This is a genomic window from Amycolatopsis cihanbeyliensis, assembly GCF_006715045.1.
Classification (GTDB): domain Bacteria; phylum Actinomycetota; class Actinomycetes; order Mycobacteriales; family Pseudonocardiaceae; genus Amycolatopsis; species Amycolatopsis cihanbeyliensis.
This window is the reverse complement of sequence record NZ_VFML01000001.1, coordinates 4,542,707-4,560,049: the sequence shown is the minus strand read 5'-3', so window position 1 is coordinate 4,560,049 and position 17,343 is coordinate 4,542,707. Positions and strand designations below refer to the sequence as shown.

The 17,343-nt window shown below is 70.0% G+C and carries 15 protein-coding genes; 2 read left to right on the top strand and 13 right to left on the bottom strand.

The window, feature by feature from the left end:
* The first annotated feature begins 29 nt into the window (after nucleotides 1–29).
* Nucleotides 30–3,149: an MMPL/RND family transporter gene (locus tag FB471_RS20715; protein ID WP_246076504.1), complete on the top strand. Its 3,120-nt coding sequence runs from the start codon at nucleotides 30–32 to the stop codon at nucleotides 3,147–3,149.
* Here the strand turns inward: FB471_RS20715 and FB471_RS20710 are convergent, their stop codons facing one another.
* The 11 genes from FB471_RS20710 to FB471_RS20660 form a co-directional block, all read right to left on the bottom strand.
* Nucleotides 3,150–4,256: an ABC transporter ATP-binding protein gene (locus FB471_RS20710; protein WP_142000067.1), complete on the bottom strand. Its 1,107-nt coding sequence runs from the start codon at nucleotides 4,254–4,256 to the stop codon at nucleotides 3,150–3,152. It lies immediately after the preceding gene.
* Entirely contained in the window at nucleotides 4,253–5,245 is a 993-nt protein-coding gene (locus FB471_RS20705; protein ID WP_142000066.1) for an ABC transporter ATP-binding protein, read from the bottom strand. The genes FB471_RS20710 and FB471_RS20705 overlap by 4 nt, the downstream gene beginning before the upstream one ends.
* Nucleotides 5,246–5,250: 5 nt before the next feature.
* Nucleotides 5,251–6,213 carry an ABC transporter permease gene (locus FB471_RS20700; protein ID WP_142000065.1) on the bottom strand — a complete coding sequence of 321 codons (963 nt, stop codon included), beginning with the start codon at nucleotides 6,211–6,213 and terminating at the stop codon, nucleotides 5,251–5,253.
* A gap of 6 nt (nucleotides 6,214–6,219) precedes the next feature.
* Nucleotides 6,220–7,239, bottom strand: coding sequence for an ABC transporter permease (locus tag FB471_RS20695; protein WP_142000064.1), 1,020 nt, complete (start codon nucleotides 7,237–7,239; stop codon nucleotides 6,220–6,222).
* Between the two features lie 10 nt (nucleotides 7,240–7,249).
* Nucleotides 7,250–8,929 carry an ABC transporter substrate-binding protein gene (locus FB471_RS20690; RefSeq protein WP_142000063.1) on the bottom strand — a complete coding sequence of 560 codons (1,680 nt, stop codon included), beginning with the start codon at nucleotides 8,927–8,929 and terminating at the stop codon, nucleotides 7,250–7,252.
* A gap of 221 nt (nucleotides 8,930–9,150) precedes the next feature.
* Nucleotides 9,151–9,696, bottom strand: coding sequence for a uridine kinase family protein (locus tag FB471_RS20685; protein WP_142000062.1), 546 nt, complete (start codon nucleotides 9,694–9,696; stop codon nucleotides 9,151–9,153).
* 1 nt (nucleotide 9,697) lies between these two features.
* On the bottom strand, nucleotides 9,698–10,117 hold the full coding sequence (locus FB471_RS20680) for a DUF2304 domain-containing protein (RefSeq protein WP_142000061.1): 420 nt from the start codon (nucleotides 10,115–10,117) through the stop codon (nucleotides 9,698–9,700).
* Nucleotides 10,118–10,165: 48 nt separating this feature from the next.
* Entirely contained in the window at nucleotides 10,166–10,909 is a 744-nt protein-coding gene (locus FB471_RS20675) for a glycosyltransferase family 2 protein (protein WP_246076503.1), read from the bottom strand.
* Nucleotides 10,910–10,953: 44 nt separating this feature from the next.
* Complete coding sequence (locus FB471_RS20670) at nucleotides 10,954–12,873, bottom strand: DUF6541 family protein (RefSeq protein WP_142000060.1); 1,920 nt, start codon at nucleotides 12,871–12,873, stop codon at nucleotides 10,954–10,956.
* Nucleotides 12,870–14,135: a polysaccharide biosynthesis protein gene (locus FB471_RS20665; protein WP_142000059.1), complete on the bottom strand. Its 1,266-nt coding sequence runs from the start codon at nucleotides 14,133–14,135 to the stop codon at nucleotides 12,870–12,872. The genes FB471_RS20670 and FB471_RS20665 overlap by 4 nt, the downstream gene beginning before the upstream one ends.
* Nucleotides 14,135–15,148, bottom strand: coding sequence for a glycosyltransferase family 2 protein (locus FB471_RS20660; RefSeq protein ID WP_142000058.1), 1,014 nt, complete (start codon nucleotides 15,146–15,148; stop codon nucleotides 14,135–14,137). Before FB471_RS20660 ends, FB471_RS20665 begins: the two co-directional genes overlap by 1 nt.
* Before the next feature lie 84 nt (nucleotides 15,149–15,232).
* On the opposite strand from FB471_RS20660, the gene FB471_RS20655 reads away from it, so the two are divergent.
* On the top strand, nucleotides 15,233–16,336 hold the full coding sequence (locus FB471_RS20655) for a UDP-N-acetylglucosamine 2-epimerase (RefSeq protein WP_142000057.1): 1,104 nt from the start codon (nucleotides 15,233–15,235) through the stop codon (nucleotides 16,334–16,336).
* Nucleotides 16,337–16,343: 7 nt separating this feature from the next.
* Here the strand turns inward: FB471_RS20655 and recR are convergent, their stop codons facing one another.
* Both recR and FB471_RS20645 read right to left on the bottom strand, forming a co-directional pair.
* On the bottom strand, nucleotides 16,344–16,940 hold the full coding sequence (gene recR / locus FB471_RS20650; RefSeq protein ID WP_142000056.1) for a recombination mediator RecR: 597 nt from the start codon (nucleotides 16,938–16,940) through the stop codon (nucleotides 16,344–16,346).
* 1 nt (nucleotide 16,941) lies between these two features.
* Complete coding sequence (locus FB471_RS20645; protein ID WP_142000055.1) at nucleotides 16,942–17,307, bottom strand: YbaB/EbfC family nucleoid-associated protein; 366 nt, start codon at nucleotides 17,305–17,307, stop codon at nucleotides 16,942–16,944.
* Nucleotides 17,308–17,343: the final 36 nt, after the last annotated feature.

Genomic DNA, 17,343 nt, shown 5'->3' with positions numbered 1-17,343 from the left:
CGTAGTTATGGACAACACGATTTATACGGATGTCTACTTCCGGTGAGTTCGGCACCGCACCGGGAGGAGGGACCGTGATGGCCCGGCACCAGCACGGAACCTTCGCCCGGCTCGGCAGGCTGGTCACCCGGTACGCCGGGGTGATCATCGTGTGCTGGGTAGCCGCGGCCGCCGGGCTGAACCTGGCGATTCCGCAGGTGGAGAAGGTCATCGCGGAACGGTCGGCGCCCTTCGTGCCGACCACGGCCGAGTCGGTACGCGCGGTGCAGGAGATGGCGAACCGCTTCCAGGAGAGCGGCTCGCAGGCTTTGGCCTTCGTGGTGATGTCGAACGACAACGGCCTCACCGACGTCGACCGGGAGTACTACCGGCTGCTGGTCGACCGGCTCCGCGCGGACACCGAACACGTCGCCGTGGTTCAGGACGTCATTTCCCGGCCCGCCCTGGCCGATTCGATGAACAGCGCGGACGGCAAGGCCGTCTACCTGCCGGTGGGTCTGCGCGGCAGCATCGGCACGCCCGAGGTGGGCGCGGGCGTCGCCGCGGTGCGGGCGGCCACCGAGGAACAGGTGCACTCCGAGCATCTCGAGGTGCACGTGACCGGCCCCTCGGCGACCATCGCGGACGAGTTGCACGAGACCGACTCCAGCATCGCGATGATCACCGTGGCCACCGTCGTGTTGATCACCATCATCCTGCTGTTGATCTACCGGTCGGTGCTGACCGCGCTGATCCCGATCGTGGCGATCGGAATCTCGCTCGCCGTGTCCAGGGCGGTGATCGCGCTGCTCGGCGGGAACTTCCTTCCGGTGTCCACCTTCACCACCGCGCTCACCACCGCGATCGTGCTCGGCGCGGGGACCGACTACGGCGTGTTCCTGATCAGCCGGTTCCACGAGCACCGGCGAGCCGGTCAGGCCCCGGACACCGCGATCGCGACGGCCACCTCCCGGGTGGCCGCGGTGATCGTCGCCTCCGGCGCCACCGTGGCGGCCGCCTGTGCCTGCCTGTTCCTCGCCGAGATCGGCATCTTCCGCACCACCGGGCCCGGGGTGTCGATCAGCATCGTGATCACCCTGCTGGTGGCACTGACCTTGATCCCCGCCATGCTGACCGTGGCCGCGCGGCGGGGACATGCCGAACCACGCCGGGCCCCGAGCGCCCGCTACTGGCGGTCCTCCGGCGCCAGGGTCGTCCGGAAACCGGTGCCGGTGCTGGCCTTGAGCCTGGTGCTGCTGATCGCGCTCGCCGCGTTCCTGCCCGGGCTGCGACTCAGCTTCGACGAGCGGGGCGTGCAACCCGCGGACACCGACAGCAACCTCGGCTACGCCGGCCTGCGCGAGCACTTCCCGGCCAACGAACTGCTCCCGGACTACCTGCTGATCGAGGCCGATCACGATCTGCGGAACCCGGAAAGCCTCGCCGCGCTGGAAACCGTGTCCGCCGCCGTGGCCAAAGTAGACGGTGTGAACACGGTACGCAGCGCGACGCGGCCGCTCGGCGAGACGATCACCGAGGCCTCCGTCGGCTACCAGTCCGGCGAGGTCGGCAAGCGGTTGGACGCCGCGGCGAACGAGCTCGCCGAGGGGCAGGGCGATGCCGACCGGCTCGCCGGTGGCGCGGCGGACCTCTCCGACGCGACCGGTGCGCTCGCCGAGGGCGCGGGTGGCCTCAGCGACGGCACCGCGCGGCTGGCCGAGGGCTCCCGTGCCGCGGTGGACGGGGCGGGGAAGCTGCTCGCCGGGCTGCGGGAGGCCGGCGGCGGGGTCGGCACCGCGGCCGAGGGCGCGGCCCGGCTGGAGCGGGGCGCCAAGCAGCTGGCCGAGGGGGCACGGGAGCTGGCCGGCACCCTGACCTCGGCCTACCAGCAGGCGAAGTCACTCGCGGACAGCATCGGACTCGCGCTGGAGGGGTTGAACGCCAGCCCGCTGTGCGGCGCCGACCCCTTCTGCCGCGAAGTCCGAAAAGGACTGAATGAGGTCTACCACGCCAACCGGGACACCCTGCTGTCCGGGCTGCGCAGGCTCGCCGAGGGTTCGCGGCAACTTGCCGAGGGCAACGGCCGGCTGGCCACCCAGATCGCGCGGCTGAACAGCGGGCTGCACGAGGCCGAGCAGGGAATCCAGGAACTCGCCACCGCGCAGCGACGATTCGAGCGCAAGCTCGGCGAGCTCGCGGCCGGCGCGGGCGAGGCGCACCGGGGGGCGACCGAGCTGGCCGAGGGAGCGGGCCGGACCGCGGACGGGGCCGAGCGGGTCGAGGACGGCACCGCCGAACTCACCGAGTCCACCGAGGAGCTGCGTGGTGGCCTGCGGGAGGCGGCCGACTTCCTGCTGAACCTCGGCACCGCGGCGAAGGACCCGGCGATCGGGGGCTTCTACCTGCCCGCGAACGCGTTCGACAACCCGGACCTCGCACTGGCCAGCGGGTACTTCCTCTCCCCCGACGGCCGCACCGCGCGGATGATCGTGCTCGGTGACAGCGACCCGTTCGGCACCGAGGCGATGCACCGGGCACGCGCCGTCCGGGCGGCCGCGGAGCGAGCGGTGCCCGAGACCCCGCTGGCCGGCAGCCGGATCGCGGCCACCGGGATGGCGGCCACCAACGCGGACCTGGACGACCTGGTGCAGGAGGATTTTCTGCTGGTCGCCCTGCTGGCGCTGGGCACCGTACTGGTGATCCTGTTCCTGCTGCTGCGCAGCGTGCTCGCCCCGCTGTACCTGCTGGTGTCGGTGGTGCTGTCCTACGCCTCGGCGATCGGGTTGTCGGTGGCCGTGTGGCAGCACCTGCTCGGCCAGAACCTGCACTGGTCGGTGGCGCCGATCTCGTTCATCGCGCTGGTCGCGGTCGGTGCCGACTACAACCTGCTGCTGATCAGCCGGATCCGGGACGAGTCGGCCCGCGGGACACGGTCCGGGGTGATCCGGGCGGTGGGCGCCACCGGCGGGGTGATCACCTCGGCCGGGGTCATCTTCGCCGCCAGCATGTTCGCGATGATGACCGGCAACGTGACCACCCTCGCCCAGATCGGCTTCACCGTCGGGGCCGGCCTGCTGATCGACACCTTCGTCGTCCGCACGCTGACCGTGCCGGCCACCGCAGCCCTCCTCGGCGAGGCCAACTGGTGGCCCCGTACCCGAGGTGGCTGATCAGTGGTCGAGGGTTTCGGTGACGGAGGCGGGGCCCATCAGTGGGGTGTCCGGGGAGATCGAGCCGTCGGAGTCGACGGGTTCCGGACTCACCGCGTGCGGCTTGATCCGGCCGGCCTGGATGTCCTCAGCCCAGTGGCAGGCCACCCGGTGCCCGCTACCCAGCTCGCGCAGTTCCGGACGCTCGGTGTCGCACCGGGTCGGCTGCCGCCACGGGCACCGGGTGTGGAACCGGCAGCCGGAAGGCGGGTTGGCGGGCGAGGGTAGGTCCCCGGTGAGCAGGATCTGCTCCCGGTCGTCCTCCACGGTCGGGTCCGGCACCGGAATCGCCGACAGCAGCGCCTTGGTGTACGGGTGCAGTGGCTCGTTGTAGAGGCCGTCCGAATCCGACTCCTCCACCAGCGAGCCGAGATACATCACCCCGATCCGGTCGGAGATGTGCCGTACCACGGCGAGGTCGTGCGCGATCACCAGGTAGGTGAGCCCGAACTCCTGCTGCAGGTTCTCCATCAGGTTCAGCACCTGCGCCTGCACCGAGACGTCCAATGCGGACACCGGCTCGTCCGCGACGATCAGGTCGGGGTCGACGGTGAGCGCCCTGGCGATCCCGATCCGCTGCCGCTGCCCACCGGAGAACTCGTGCGGGTACTTGCGCAGCGCGTTGCGCGGCAGGCCGACCGCGTCCAGCAGCTCCAGCAGCCGGTTGTGCGTGGAGTCCTTGTCCCTGTCCATGTCATGCGCCCGCATGCCCTCGACCAGGATCGACTCCACCGACTGCCGGGGATCCAAACTGGACAGCGGGTCCTGGAACACCATCTGCATCCTGCGGCGCAGCCGGCGTAGCCGTTCGCCCTTGAGGCCCGACATGTTCACGCCGTCGAAGACCATCGTGCCGCTGGTCGGTTCGACCAGCCGCAGTAACGCGCGGCCGAGGGTCGTCTTACCGCAACCGGACTCCCCGACCAGGCCGTAGGTCTCCCCGCGCTGGATCTCCAGGCTCACCCCGTCCACCGCGTACACGTACCCGACCGTCCGGTCGAGCACGATGCCGCGCTTGATCGGGAAGTGCACCTTCATGTCGTCCACGGTCACCAGTGGCTCGGTCATGCACGCACCTCCTCCGCCGCCGCGACCTCGACCGGGTTGTGGCAGCGCAGCATCCCGCCCCGATCCTCCACCAGTTCCGGAGTCACCTCGACGCAGCGGTCGATCGCGTTCGGGCAACGCGGCGCGAAGGCGCAACCGTGGTCCCACGGAATGTTGTCCGCCACCGAGCCCCTGATCGGCATCAGCTTGTTCCCCCGAGGCAGGTCCAGCCGCGGGATCGAGGCCAGCAGCCCGTGCGTGTAAGGATGCCGCGGCTCGGCGAACAGGCTGTGCCGGTCGGCCCGCTCCACGATCCGGCCGCCGTACATCACGTTCACCGTGTCGCACAGCCCGGCCACCACGCCGAGGTCGTGCGTGATCATAATCAGCGCGGTGTCGGTGCCGGAAACCAGTTCCGCGAGCAGGTTCAGGATCTGCGCCTGGATCGTCACGTCCAGCGCCGTGGTCGGCTCGTCGGCGATCAACAGCCTGGGCTTGCAGGCCAGCGCGATCGCGATCAACGCCCGCTGCCGCATCCCGCCGGAGAGCTGATGCGGGTACTCGCCGATCCGCCGGTCCGGGTCCGGGATGCCGACGCGGTTGAGCAGCTCCACCGCCTCCAGCCTGGCCTTCCGCCGCCGCATCCCCTGGTGCCGCTCGATCACCTCGGTGATCTGCAGTCCAATGGGGACGACCGGGTTCAGCGAGGAGAGCGGATCCTGGAACACCATGCCGAGATCGCTGCCTCGCCGCTCGTCCATCGCCCGCTGGGACAGCCCGAGCAGCTCGTCGCCCTCGAACGAGACCGAACCGGACACCTCGGCGCCCCTGGACGGCAGCAGCCCCATGATCGCCAGCGAGGTCACCGACTTGCCGCACCCGGACTCGCCGACGATACCGACGGTCTGCCCCGGGTCGACGTCGAAACTGATCCCGTCCACCGCGGCGGTCGGCGCCTCGCCCTTGCGCTGGAAAACGACGGAGAGGTCACGAACTTCCAGTAGTGCCATCGCCATCACCGCCGTTGCCGCGGGTCGAGCGCTTCCCGCATCGACTCGCCCATGAGGGTGAAGCCGAGCGCCACCACGATGATGCATCCCGCAGGCCAGAACGCCAGATGAGGCTGGCTGTCGAAGAAGTCCTGCGCGTTACCGAGCATCTGTCCCCATTCCGGAATCGCATCGTCCGCGGCGCCGAGGCCGAGGAACGACAGTGCCGCCGCATCGAGAATCGCGATCGCCAGTACCAGCGTGGACTGCACGATCACCGGGCCCAACGAGTTCGGCAGAATGTGCCGGAACACGATCGATCGCGACTTCACGCCCAGCGAACGCGCCGCCAGCACGTGGTCGCTTTCCCGCACGCCCAGCATGGTGCCGCGGAGTAGTCGCGCGAAGATCGGGATCTGCACGATCGCCACCGCGAGGATCACGGTGAACTGCGTCTGCTCCGCGAACAGCGCACCGATGGACACGGCGAGCAGCAGGGACGGGATGGACAGCATCACGTCCACGATCCGCATCACCAGGGTGTCCACCCAGCCGCCGAACGCGCCGGCCAGCGTGCCGAGCACCAGCCCGCCACCGAGCCCGATCACGGTGGCCAGCAGGGCCACCATCAGGGTTTGCTGGGAGCCGAGCAGCATCCGGGAGAAGAAGTCCCTGCCGTACTGGTCGCCACCCATCGGGTGGCCCGGCTGCCCCGGTGGGATCTCGTTGCGGGCACGGGAAACCTGGTCCTCCAGCAGCCGCAGCCCCGGATCGTGCGGGGCGATCAGCGGCGCGATCAGCGCCAGCAGCACGAACAGCCCGATCACCGTGGCGCCGGTGAGGAACACCGGGTTGCGCCGCAGCCGCCGCCATGCCGAGGCGGCGAGGCTCACGCCCGCGCTCGAACCGTCGTCCGAGTCGCCTTCCGGGTCCGGTGGCCGCACCGCCGTCTGGGCCAGCCTGTCTATCTTTGCCGCACGCGACGTCACCGCTCACTACCCTTTCTGCGCGGTACGGATGCGCGGATCGATCACCGCGTACGACAGGTCGACCAGCAGATTGACCAGCACGTAGGCCATCGCGGCCGCGATGATGACCACCTGCAGCACCGGGAAGTCCTTGCGTTCGAACCCGATCGCCAGCGCCTGCCCGACGCCCTGCCAGGCGAACACCGTCTCGGTCAGCACCGCCCCGGACAGCAACGCGCCGGTCTGCAGACCGACCGTGGTGACCACCGGAAGCATGGCGTTGCGCAGCACGTGCCGGTCCCGGATCACCCGCCGGGTGAGGCCCTTGGACCGGGCCGTGCGCACGTAGTCCTCGTCCATCACGTCCAGCACCGAGGCCCTGGTGATCCGGAAGATCACCGCGAACGGGATCGAGGACAGCGCCAGCGCGGGCAGGAACAGATGCCTGAGCGAGTCCAGCGCCGCGTCCCATTCCCTGGTGATCAGCCCGTCCAGCACGAAGAACCCGGTCACCCTGGTCGCGTCGATACCGACCGACTGCCTGCCGCCGGTCGGCAGCAGCCCGAGCTTGATCGACAGCAGGTACTTGAGCAGGAAAGCCAGGAAGAAGATCGGGATCGAGATGCCGATCATCGAACCGACGATGCCGACGTTGTCCAGCCAGCCACCACGCCGCCGTGCCGCCATGTAGCCGAGCGGGATCGCCGCGGCCAGCGCGAGCATGATCGCCGCGAGGCTCAGCTCCATGGTGGCCGGGAACCGCTCCAGGAACAGCTCCATCGCGGGCTTACCCGGCGACACCCCGGTGGAGGTACCGAAGTCACCCGACAGTGCCCTGCCGACGAAGTTGAAGTACTGGATGTAGATCGGCTGGTCGAGCCCGAGTGCCTCCTCGAGCTGGGCCCGTGTCTCGGCGGTGCCGCGGTCCCCCAGGAGGGCCGAGACCGGCCCTCCCGGGAGCGCCCGCAGCCAGGCGAAGAGCAGCACCGAGAGCACGGCGATCACCAGCAGGAGCTGCAGGACCCGCCGAATTGCGTATCGAAGCACCGCTGTCCGCTCAGCCGGAGACGCTGACCGGGGCGAACTCCTCCTGGGTCAACGGGCTGGCGACCAACCCCTTCACCTCGGGAGCCACCACCAGCGCCGGCGGCGAGTGCGAGATCGGGATCGCAGGCAGGTACTCCGCCTTCAGCTTGCGGTTGATCTCCGCGTACTTGGCGTTGCGCTCGGCGTCGTCCACCGTGGAGTCGGCCTCCTCGAGCTGCCTGGCCAGCTCCTCACCCCACGGCGAGCCCTGGGTCCAGAACTGGTTGTCCGGGTTGCCGAAGAAGGTGCCGATGAAGTTGTCCGGCGAGTTGTAGTCACCCGTCCAGCCGAGCAGGAACAGCTGCGCGTCGGCGACCTCGACCTGGTCGAGGTAACCACCGGCCCACGGCTTGCTGACCGGGGTCACGGTGAACCCGGCCGCTTCCAGGTCCTCCTGGATGGCACCGAAGATGCCCTGCGGGTTCGGCATGTACGGCCGGGTGACCTGGGTCGGCCACCAGAGTTCGACGTTCGCGTTCTCGTGGCCGGACTCGGCAAGCAGCTGCTTGGCCTTGGCCGGGTCGTACTCGTAGTTCACCGCGTCCTGGGCGTAGCCGTCGACCGTCTCCGGATAGAAGAGGTTGGCCGGCTGGGCGCCCTCCGGCAGCACCGAGGAGACCAGCGTCTCGCGGTCGATCGCGTGCGCGAGCGCCTGCCGCACCTTCAGGTCCTGCAGCGCCGGGTTGTTCTTCTGCGTGATGCCCAGGTACAGGATGTTGAAGGGCTTGCGGATCATCAGGTCGAACCCGGCCTCCTCCAACGAGTCCCAGTCGGCGGGGGCCGGCAGGTCGTAGCCGTCGATGTCCCCGGCCTCGAGTGCCTGCTTGCGCGCGGTCTCGTCGTCGATCACCCGGAAGATCAGCTTGTCCAGCTTGGCCTTCTCGCCGTGGTACTCCTCGTTGCGGGCCAGCTCGATGGCGCCGTTGGCCTCGTCGTAGGAGACGAACGTGAACGGGCCGGTGCCGGTCGGGTTCTCGATCGCGTACTCGGAGAAGACGAAGCTGTCGCCCTGCGCCTTCACGTTGTCCGCCTGGTACTTCTCCATCGCCGTCGGGCTCTGGATGGCGAAGGAGGACTGGGAGAGCATCGTCGGGAACCGGGCGGTGAACCGGCTCAGCTGCAGCTTGACCGTCGTCTCGTTCTCCGCGGTGCAGGACTCGTACAGCGAGGGCTTGCCGTCACCCTTGAACCCGCCGAAGTTCTCGATCCAGTAGTAGGACAGCGCGGCGGTGGCACCGGCGCCGGTCTGGTTGTACCAGCGCTCGAAGTTCGCGCATACGGCCTCGGCGTTGAACGGGGTGCCGTCGTGGAACTGCACACCCTCCTTCAGGGTGAAGGTCCAGGTCTTGCCGTCCTCGCTGGGATCCCAGTCGGTGGCCAGCTCCGGCTTGATGTCCGAGGTGCCGGGCTTGAGGCCGACCAGGCCCTCGTAGATCTGCCGGGTGACCCGGAAGGTCTCGCCGTCGGAGGCGTAGAACGGGTCGAAGTTCGACGGGGCACCCGCGGCCCCGAACACGAGCTGGCCTCCGGTCTGACCTTCGCCGCCGGAATCCCGTTCGGATTCGGCGCATGCGGACATCGAGACCGCGAGTGCACCGGCAAGCCCGATCAGGGCGATGCGGCGCCTTCCGGCCACGCGCGTCTGGAGCATGGTGACACCCCTTGAGATGTGTTTCAGTTCGGGCCGTGTGATCGACAGCACGACCACCCGGATGTTCCGTGTGGTCGCCGACACTAGCGGCTAACGGGCGCTCACTTAAGCACGCGAGGTTACGATCGCGCTACGTGGTCGGTGAACTAACCCCGCGGAGTCGGCAAACAGTCACTGAACGTGCTGAAATCTCGCACCACTGGGGCGGACGATCAAGACCACTAGTCCATCCAGCGGAACGCGGTCTCATCCGGCGCATCCACTACGAACCAACCCTTTTCGAAGGCCTGCCAGTCCTGGAGGTAGCCGCGGGAGCCCTCCCCCTCCCTGGCGACGGCACGCTCCAACCGGGTCGCCGGATCCGGCCCGGGCAACCACCAGAGCACGGACAGTGACGGGCGGATCGACGCGCGGCCCGCGGACACGCCTTCCAGGACGAGCACCTCGGGCACCGGGACCTCCACCCAGTCGCCGAGCCGGGGAGTTCCGGTGGCCCAGTCCATCCGCCGATAGCGGGCGGGCTCGCCCTCGGCCAGCCTGGCCAGCACTCCCTCGGCGAGTCGCGGCCACCAGGACACCGGGTCGGTCCAGGTGGCGAAGTCGTCCGTGCCGACCAGCGCGACCCGCACACCCCGCGCACGCAACTCGGCGCGCACCGCGGCGGCCAGGGTGGACTTGCCCGAGCCGGACGGCCCGTCGATGGCGAGCACCCGCACCGGCCCCAGCCGCGGCGGAGCCGCCAGCACGGCATCGGCCGGGCCGGTCACCTCAGTGGCTGGACTGGACGGGTGAGTCGGTGGAGGAGTCCTGCGCGGACTTCAGCTCGGTGATCCGGCGCTCCAGCTCGCGCCGGGTGTCCTCCAGCTCGCAGCGCAGCAGCGCGGTCTCCTCGACCGAGGTGCGGACCTCCTCCTCGAGGTGCCCGACCTCCACGCTCAGGTGCAGGCAGACCAGGGCGAGCACGACCCCGGCCAGCAGGAACACGAAGTTGGACGCCGTCTGCACGCCGGTGAGGCCGGCGAGGAACTCGGCGGCACCGGGCAGCGCGGCGAGCACCACCACGCCGACCGCGACGATCAGCCAGATGCCGGCGTACTTCTCGCGCAGCTTGCGCCGCCGCATCATCTCGACCACGACGAGCAGCACGATGCCGGCGATCACGATGCTGAGGATCTGCCACCCTGCCACCGCAACCCCTGCTCTCCTGTTCGGGTGCCTTCCTGCCTGTCAAGTGTGCTACGCGGAGTCCGAGGAGTCCGTGGCGGGTCGCCTCCGGACCAGCGCCAGCAGCAGGGCGAGCCCGGCCCGACCGAGGTAGATCGCCGCCCGAACGGGGGACTGGCTCGGCTTGCCGGAGGCCCGCTCCCGCATCACCACCGGCACCTCCCGCACGGTCAGCCCCGCGCGAATGGCCAGCACCAGTGACTCCACCGTGTCCCCGAGATACTCCGCGGGGTAGTAACGGGCGAACAGCCGTACCGCTCGCGGGCCCGCGGCCTTGAACCCGGAGGTGACGTCGCTCAACCGGGTCTTGGCCAGCCGGGAGAACACGAACCCGAGCACCCACATGGCGTACCGGCGCGGGCCGCGGGCCTTGTAGTTGCCCTTGCCCGCGAACCGGGACCCGATCACCACGTCCGCCTCGGCCAGCCCGTCCAGCAGGGCGCGCACCTCGTCCGCGTCGTGCTGGCCGTCCGCGTCCACCTGCACCACGACGTCGTAGCCGTGCGCCACCGCGTAACGGAAGCCGGTGCGCATCGCCCCACCGACGCCCAGGTTCACCGCCAGTTTCGCCACCTCGGCACCGGCCGCGCGGGCCTGCTGTGCGGTGCGATCCACGGACCCGTCGTCGACCACGAGCACCGCCGCGTCCGGCACGGTCGTCCTGACCTTGCCGACCACCGCGCCGACGCTGTCCTGCTCGTTCAGTGCGGGAAGCACGATCAGGATCCGACCGGCCTCCACCGCCGTATTCCGCACGGACCTCACTGTATCTGCCCGCCGTCCGCCCGGTGCGAGGAGACTCAGTTCGGGGAGACCGCGTCCCGCTGCCCCTCGATGGCATACACCACCGCACCGGGATTGCGGTAGACCTCGGTGAACCGGTCGTCGGTGTCCAGCCCGGTCAGCGCCTCCGCGCGTTCCTTGCTGTCCCGCACGAAGCCCTTGCCGAGCAGCACGTACCGGACGCCCAGGTCGTCCAGCACCTGACGCGCCCGGGCGTCGGTGTCCAGCTCGTTGAAATGGCGTTCGAGGTACGAGGTGTCGCTGCCCTCCTCGGGGCCGTAGTAGGTCCAGATCACCGGGCGAACCCCGGCGAGGGCGTACATCCACACCGAGCCGTCGTCGCTGTCGTTCATCACCGGCTCCTCCGGCCCCACCCGCTCGGCCAGCCATTCATAGGCGGCCCGCTCGTCGCTGCTGACCGTCGGGCCGTCGGTGTAGATCCGGGCCAGCCAGGAGTCGTTACGGCCGATGTAGCCGCCGTTGCCGAGCAGGCCGAGGACCAGACCGATCGCCACGGCCACGGCCACCGGCACCAGCGGCCGGTCCCAGCCGGACCGCCAGGAGGTCAGCTTGCCGGTCACCGCGCTCGCCGAGCTGGAAAGGAACTGGCCGAAGGCGACGGCGCCGGCCAGCGGCACCAGCGCCGCGATCCGCCAGTGGTCGTTGTAGAACGGGCCGGTCAGGGTGTGGATCAGGTCGGTCTCCATCGACACCGTCGCCGCGAACAGCCCACCGAACAGCAGGTAGGCGCCGACCACCCACATCATCCGCCGATGCTTGACCAGTAGGAAGACACCGGCCAGCGCCGGCAGTCCGATCCACCACTGCGGGAAGCTCGCCATCGGCGAGAAGGTGACCATCTGGCCGAAGCCCTCGGACACGCTCGCCTCGGACTTCCAGGTGGCGTCGGTGACCCCGCTGGCGCTGGTCAGCGCGGGCAACGCCACCGGGGCCGCCAGCGCACCGCCGAGCAACACGGTGGTCACCAGCCCGGGAGCCGCGCGGCGCCACTCGATGCGTTCCCAGCCCATCAGCACCGCCACCAGGATCAGCAGCAGGTAGGGCGTGACAACGAAGGCCAGGCTGGTGTGCAGCCCGACCAGGCCGGCGACGGCCAGCGCGATCCCCAGTGGCCCCGCGAGCCCGCGCGGGACGAGCAGGTGACGGGCGATCGCCAGTACGGCGGGAACGAGCGCCACCCCCGCCACGTACGGCCACAGTGGACCGCGGGCCAGCGAGTCGTACGGGAACGCGGTGAACCAGGTGGAGATCGCGGCGGCCCCGGCGACCGCCAGCGGCGGCATCCGCCAGGCCGCTGTCAGCGCGGCGATCCCCAGCGGCCAGGCCAGCACCACGGCCAGCGCCGCGATGTTGAGCAGCTGCGGCACATCCAGGCCCGCCATCCCGAACAGCGGTGCCAGCAGCGCGTGATAGGTGTCCGGGTAGAAGTAACCCGCGTTGTCCGGCTGGTTGGCGATGGTGCCGAGGTTCGAGGGCAGCGCCGAACCGGTCTCCGCGATCCAGCGGACCGCGTTGGCGTGGAAAGAGGCGTCCCATTCCTGGCTGATCCGGCCGAGGCCGCCGATGCCGCGCAGGAAGGCCACGGCACCGACCGCCATCCCGGCGAGAACGCCCGCGCCGATCAGCAGGTGGTCGGTGAGCGGGCGGGGCTGGTCTTCCTCCCCGCGGTCCGGGCGGCGCCGGTACAGCAGGTAGGAGATCGCACCGAGCAGCAGCGCGACGACCCCGGCCCACAGGGCGATGTTCAGCAGGTTCCAGGTGATGCCCAGCTTGCCGAGTACCAGGATGCCGATCGCCACGGTGCCGAAGGTCAGCGCGGGCGCCGCCGCGGCCAGTGTCCAGCCGCGCAGGCGGATCGCCGCGCCCACGGCCAGACCCGGCAGCCAGAACGCCAGCAGAACAAGCAGAACATTCATCGGGTAGCAGACCTATCCCGCACGCTCGTGCGTTGAGAAACGAAGACGAGTGCGACCACGAGCCCCACGGTCGGCCCGATCACCAGGCCCAGCACCGCCCGCAGCACGGTGTCGCCCGGCCAGAAGCTCAGCACCAGCGCGCTGCTCACCGCGATCACAGCCCAGGTGACCAGCATCCGGTTGGCCTGCGTTCGCGCCACCAGCACGGCGGACAGCAGTTGGATCATCGCGAGCAGTACCGAGGACCAGACCAGGCCGGCCACCGCGGGCCCGTCCACCTGGTAGTCCTGTCCGTAGAAAAGGCTGACCAGCCACGGGCCGACCAGCAGGCCGACCAGCGCGCCGACCGCGGCCAGCGCCAGCGCCCCGACGGTGCCGAGCGCGAGCAGCCTGCGCAGCCGGCGCACACCCTCCTCGCTGCCGGACAGCTTGACCACGGCGGGCACCGCAAGCGCCTGCACCGCGGCGAACATCAACAATGGGATCCGGGCGACCGTCAACGCGGCGAACAGCGCGCCCATCCGGTCCTCGTCGCCCTCCGGGGCGAGCAGGCGCGCCATCGCCGGGTATCCGGTGATCACGCTCGCGGTGAGTGCCGCGCTCAGCATCAGCGTGAGCACCCGGCGGGAGACCGGGCCCCACGGTTCGCCGGGCCGCGCGCCGTCGACCAGCCCGCGTGCCCGCCGGGCGAAGACCACCCAGGCGAAGGAACCCGCGCCGACCGCGAGCGCCAGCGGGATCATGCCGGTGAGCCCGGCCAGCGCGATCGCGGCGACCAGCAACGGCCGGACCCCGGCCTCCACGATGAGCAACCAGGAGTACGGCGTCACCTGCTCCTGCCCCATCAGCAGGCCGCGCACGGCGAACTGCACCGCGAAAGCGACCGCCGCGACCAGTACTACCACGGCCAGGCCGTAGTGTTCCTCGAACACCCGCTCGTTCACCGCGGGGATCAGCAAGACCAGCGCCGCGAGCACGACCACCGCCGCGCCGACGGCCAGCGAACGCAGCGCGTCCCTACCCGCCCGTCCGCCGTCCCGCGCGGCCACCGCGGACAGCCGGGACACCTCCTGTTCCAGCGGCGACAGCGCGCTGCCGAGGCCGAACACGATGCCCCAGAAGGTGATGAACACCGCGAACTCCGCGGGCGTGAGCAGCCTGCCCACCGCGACCGTAAGCGCATAGCCGAGCAGGGAACCGATGATCAGCGCCACGCCCACCTTGCCGACCGACCGGCGCGTCCCCTCCGTCGCGGTGGCCATCAGCGTGCGGTCCCTCTACGAAGCCGGGCCCGCAGCGCGAGCACCAGCCCACGCAGCACGCCCGCTCCGAACCCGGTAGCGAACAGGGGTAGTAGCCCGGCGACGGCCCGCGCTTCGGCGTTCGTCGCACCGCACCGTCTCACCACGGTGCCGGCCGCGGCCGAGCCGGCGACCCCGAGCGCCACCGTGGTCTTCGGCCGCTTGGCCAGTAGCCCGACACCGGCCGCGCCGAGTCCGAGCGCCGCGAACAGCGCGTTCCGCGCGGGGCCTGGCGAGGCCAGGTAGGAGTCGACGTAGGTGGTCCCCCGGAAGTAGGACTGCGCGGCGAACTTCCGCAGGCTGTCCCGGCCGTGGTAGGTGGCCGCGAATTCCGGCGCGATGTGGATGCGTTCCCGTTCCGCTATCCAGCGCAACATCCTGGTGTCGTCGCTGGCGAGGCGAACGTCGTCATAGAGCGATGCGAACGCCTCGGCGGAGCCCTCCAGCAGCTCTTTCGGGGCACAGAAGAACGTCGTCCCCTTCGGAAAGAGATCGAACTCCTCGATGCCGAACGAGGTCAGCTTCGGGTTGGCGAAGTAACGGCGCCACGGCACCGTCACCAGGCCCGCCATGAATCCGGCATAAGGATTCCGCTCGGACGCGACGTTGATATGACCGTTCCATACGATTCGGTCCGGATTGTCGGCGAATTGGGCCCGCAGAAACCGCAGCGAGTCGGTGTCCACGATCACCCTGCTGTCCAGCAGCAGCACCCGGTCCCCGCTCGCCTTGGCGAGCCCGGCCCTGCGCGCCTCGAACCGGCCCCGGTTCGGCTGGCTGAGCACCGTCACGCCGGTGCGCTGGGCCAGTACCTCCGGTGTCCGGTCGGTGCTGCCGTCGTCCACGACGATGATTTCCACCGGCCACTCCGCCCGCGCGGCGGCGCCGGCGAGCGCGTCGAGGCAACGGCCGATCCAGTCCTGCTCGTTGAAGACCGGGACGACCACACTCATGCTGGGCGTGTTCGGGTTCATCGCGAGCGAGGCTACCGCCCGCGGCCGTCCGGGCCGCACGCAGTATCCTGACCGCGTCCCGGCGCCCAGTAGAAAAGACTTGTCGTGATCGCGTTTCTCGTCGGCACAACCGCGGAGCTCATCAAGATCGCGCCCGTTTATCACGCGATCGCGGACCGTGGCACCACTCCGAAGATCTGGTTCACCGCGCAGCACGTGGACGAGGTCGCGGACACCCTCGCCGACCTGCGGCTGCCGGAGCCGGACGTCTGGCTGGTGCCCCGCGAGCGGGCACAGGGGTTGCGGACCCCGGCGCAGGTTCCCGGCTGGGCCAGCACGGTGGCCCGCACCGCGTGGTCGATGCGCTCGGAGCTGCGAGCTGCGCTGGCCGAGGACGGCAGGCCGCCGCTGGTGATGGTGCACGGCGACACGTTCACCACGCCGTACGGCGCGCTGATCGGCAAGCGGATGCTGGGTGCGCGGGTCGCGCATGTCGAGGCGGGGGCGCGCAGCGGCAGCCTGCTCAGCCCGCTGCCGGAGGAGCTGAACCGCAAGATCGCCGCGCGGCTCACCGACATCCATTTCGCGCCGACCGAGCGGGAGGTGCGCAACCTCGGCTCGGCCCGCGGGATCGTGGTGAACACCGAGGCGAACACGGCCATCGACGCGATGCGGCTCGCCATCGACGCCGAGCCGCCGGTGACCGGGGTGCCGGAGAAGTTCGGCCTGGCCACGCTGCACCGGTTCGAGCTGATCTCCCGGGGGGACAAGTACCGGGAAGTGCTCGAGATGCTGCGCGAGCACGCCTCGTCCCGGATGCCGGTGCTGTACCTCGCCGGTGGCCCGGAACGGGAGCGGATCGCCCGGCTCGGGCTGGAGGGCCTGTTCGACGACGAGCGGTTCATCATCCAGCCGAAGCTGCGCTACCTGCAGTTCCTGCCATTGATGGCGCGGGCCCAGTTCGTGGTGACCGACTCCGGTGGGCTGCAGGAGGAATGCGCCTACCTGGGGCTACCCTGCGCGATCCACCGGCAGCGCACCGAGCGGCTGCAGGGCATCGGGAGCAACATCGTGCTCACCGAGCTGCGCGCGGAGGTGCTTTCCGACTTCCTGAACACCTACGAGACGCGGCGCGTCGAGTCCACACTGGACCGCTACCACCCGAGCCGGATCATCGTGGACACCCTCACCCAGCTCGGCTACTGCTAGGAGCTGGTCAGAGGGCGCGGCGGCCGGAGAGGGCCCTGCCGAGGGTGAGCTCGTCGGCGAACTCCAGGTCGCCGCCCATCGGTAGGCCCGAAGCCAGGCGGGTGACGGTCAGCCCGGGGAAGTCGCGCAGCATCCGCACCAGGTACGTCGCGGTCGCCTCGCCCTCGGTGTTCGGATCGGTCGCGATGATCACCTCGGTGACCTCCTCCGCGCCGATCCGGGTCAGCAGCTCCCGCATCCGCAACTGGTCCGGCCCGATGCCGGACAGTGGATCCAGCGCGCCGCCGAGCACGTGGTACCGGCCGCGGAACTCCCTGGTGCGCTCCACCGCGAGCACGTCCTTCGGTTCCTCGACCACGCAGAGCAGGCCGGGGTCGCGTCGCTCGTCCCGGCAGATCCGGCACCGCTGCTGCTCGGAGACGTTGCCGCAGACCTCGCAGAACTGCACGCCCTCTTTGACCTTGCCCAGGATCTCCTGCAACCGGGCGATATCAGCCGGGTCGGTCGCGAGCAGGTGGAAGGCGATGCGCTGGGCGCCCTTCGGCCCGATGCCGGGCAGGCGCCCCAGCTCGTCGATGAGGTCCTGGACTACCCCCTCGTACAACCTATTGCCCCGGAAGGCCGAGGTTGCCCAGGTCGGGCATGCCACCTCCGCCACCGAGGCCGCCGGCCAGCGGACCCAGCTTCTCCTCGGTGAGCTTCTGCGCGCTGGCGGTCGCATCCCGCACCGCGGCCACCACCAGGTCGGCCAGGGTCTCGGTGTCCTCGGGATCAGCGACCTTCGGGTCGATCGAGAGACCCTTCAGCTCCATCCCTCCGGACACGGTCGCGGTCACCAGGCCACCGCCCGCGGTGCCGGTCACTTCGGTCGCCGCCAGTTCCTCCTGCGCCGCGACCAATTGCTCCTGCATCTGCTGAGCCTGCTGCAGGATTTGCTGCATGTCGGGCATGCCACCACCGGGTTGCGCCATGATTTCGGTTCCGATCCGCCTACTCGCTTGCACGTG

What these genes read in the sequence shown, in the direction of transcription:
- FB471_RS20715 (WP_246076504.1), top strand. Translation starts at nt 30, where the DNA reads ATGTCTACTTCCGGTGAGTTCGGCACCGCACCGGGAGGAGGGACCGTG.
- FB471_RS20710 (WP_142000067.1), bottom strand. Translation starts at nt 4,256, where the DNA reads ATGACCGAGCCACTGGTGACCGTGGACGACATGAAGGTGCACTTCCCG.
- FB471_RS20705 (WP_142000066.1), bottom strand. Translation starts at nt 5,245, where the DNA reads ATGGCACTACTGGAAGTTCGTGACCTCTCCGTCGTTTTCCAGCGCAAG.
- FB471_RS20690 (WP_142000063.1), bottom strand. Translation starts at nt 8,929, where the DNA reads ATGCTCCAGACGCGCGTGGCCGGAAGGCGCCGCATCGCCCTGATCGGG.
- FB471_RS20670 (WP_142000060.1), bottom strand. Translation starts at nt 12,873, where the DNA reads ATGAATGTTCTGCTTGTTCTGCTGGCGTTCTGGCTGCCGGGTCTGGCC.
- FB471_RS20665 (WP_142000059.1), bottom strand. Translation starts at nt 14,135, where the DNA reads ATGGCCACCGCGACGGAGGGGACGCGCCGGTCGGTCGGCAAGGTGGGC.
- FB471_RS20660 (WP_142000058.1), bottom strand. Translation starts at nt 15,148, where the DNA reads ATGAACCCGAACACGCCCAGCATGAGTGTGGTCGTCCCGGTCTTCAAC.
- FB471_RS20645 (WP_142000055.1), bottom strand. Translation starts at nt 17,307, where the DNA reads ATGGCGCAACCCGGTGGTGGCATGCCCGACATGCAGCAAATCCTGCAG.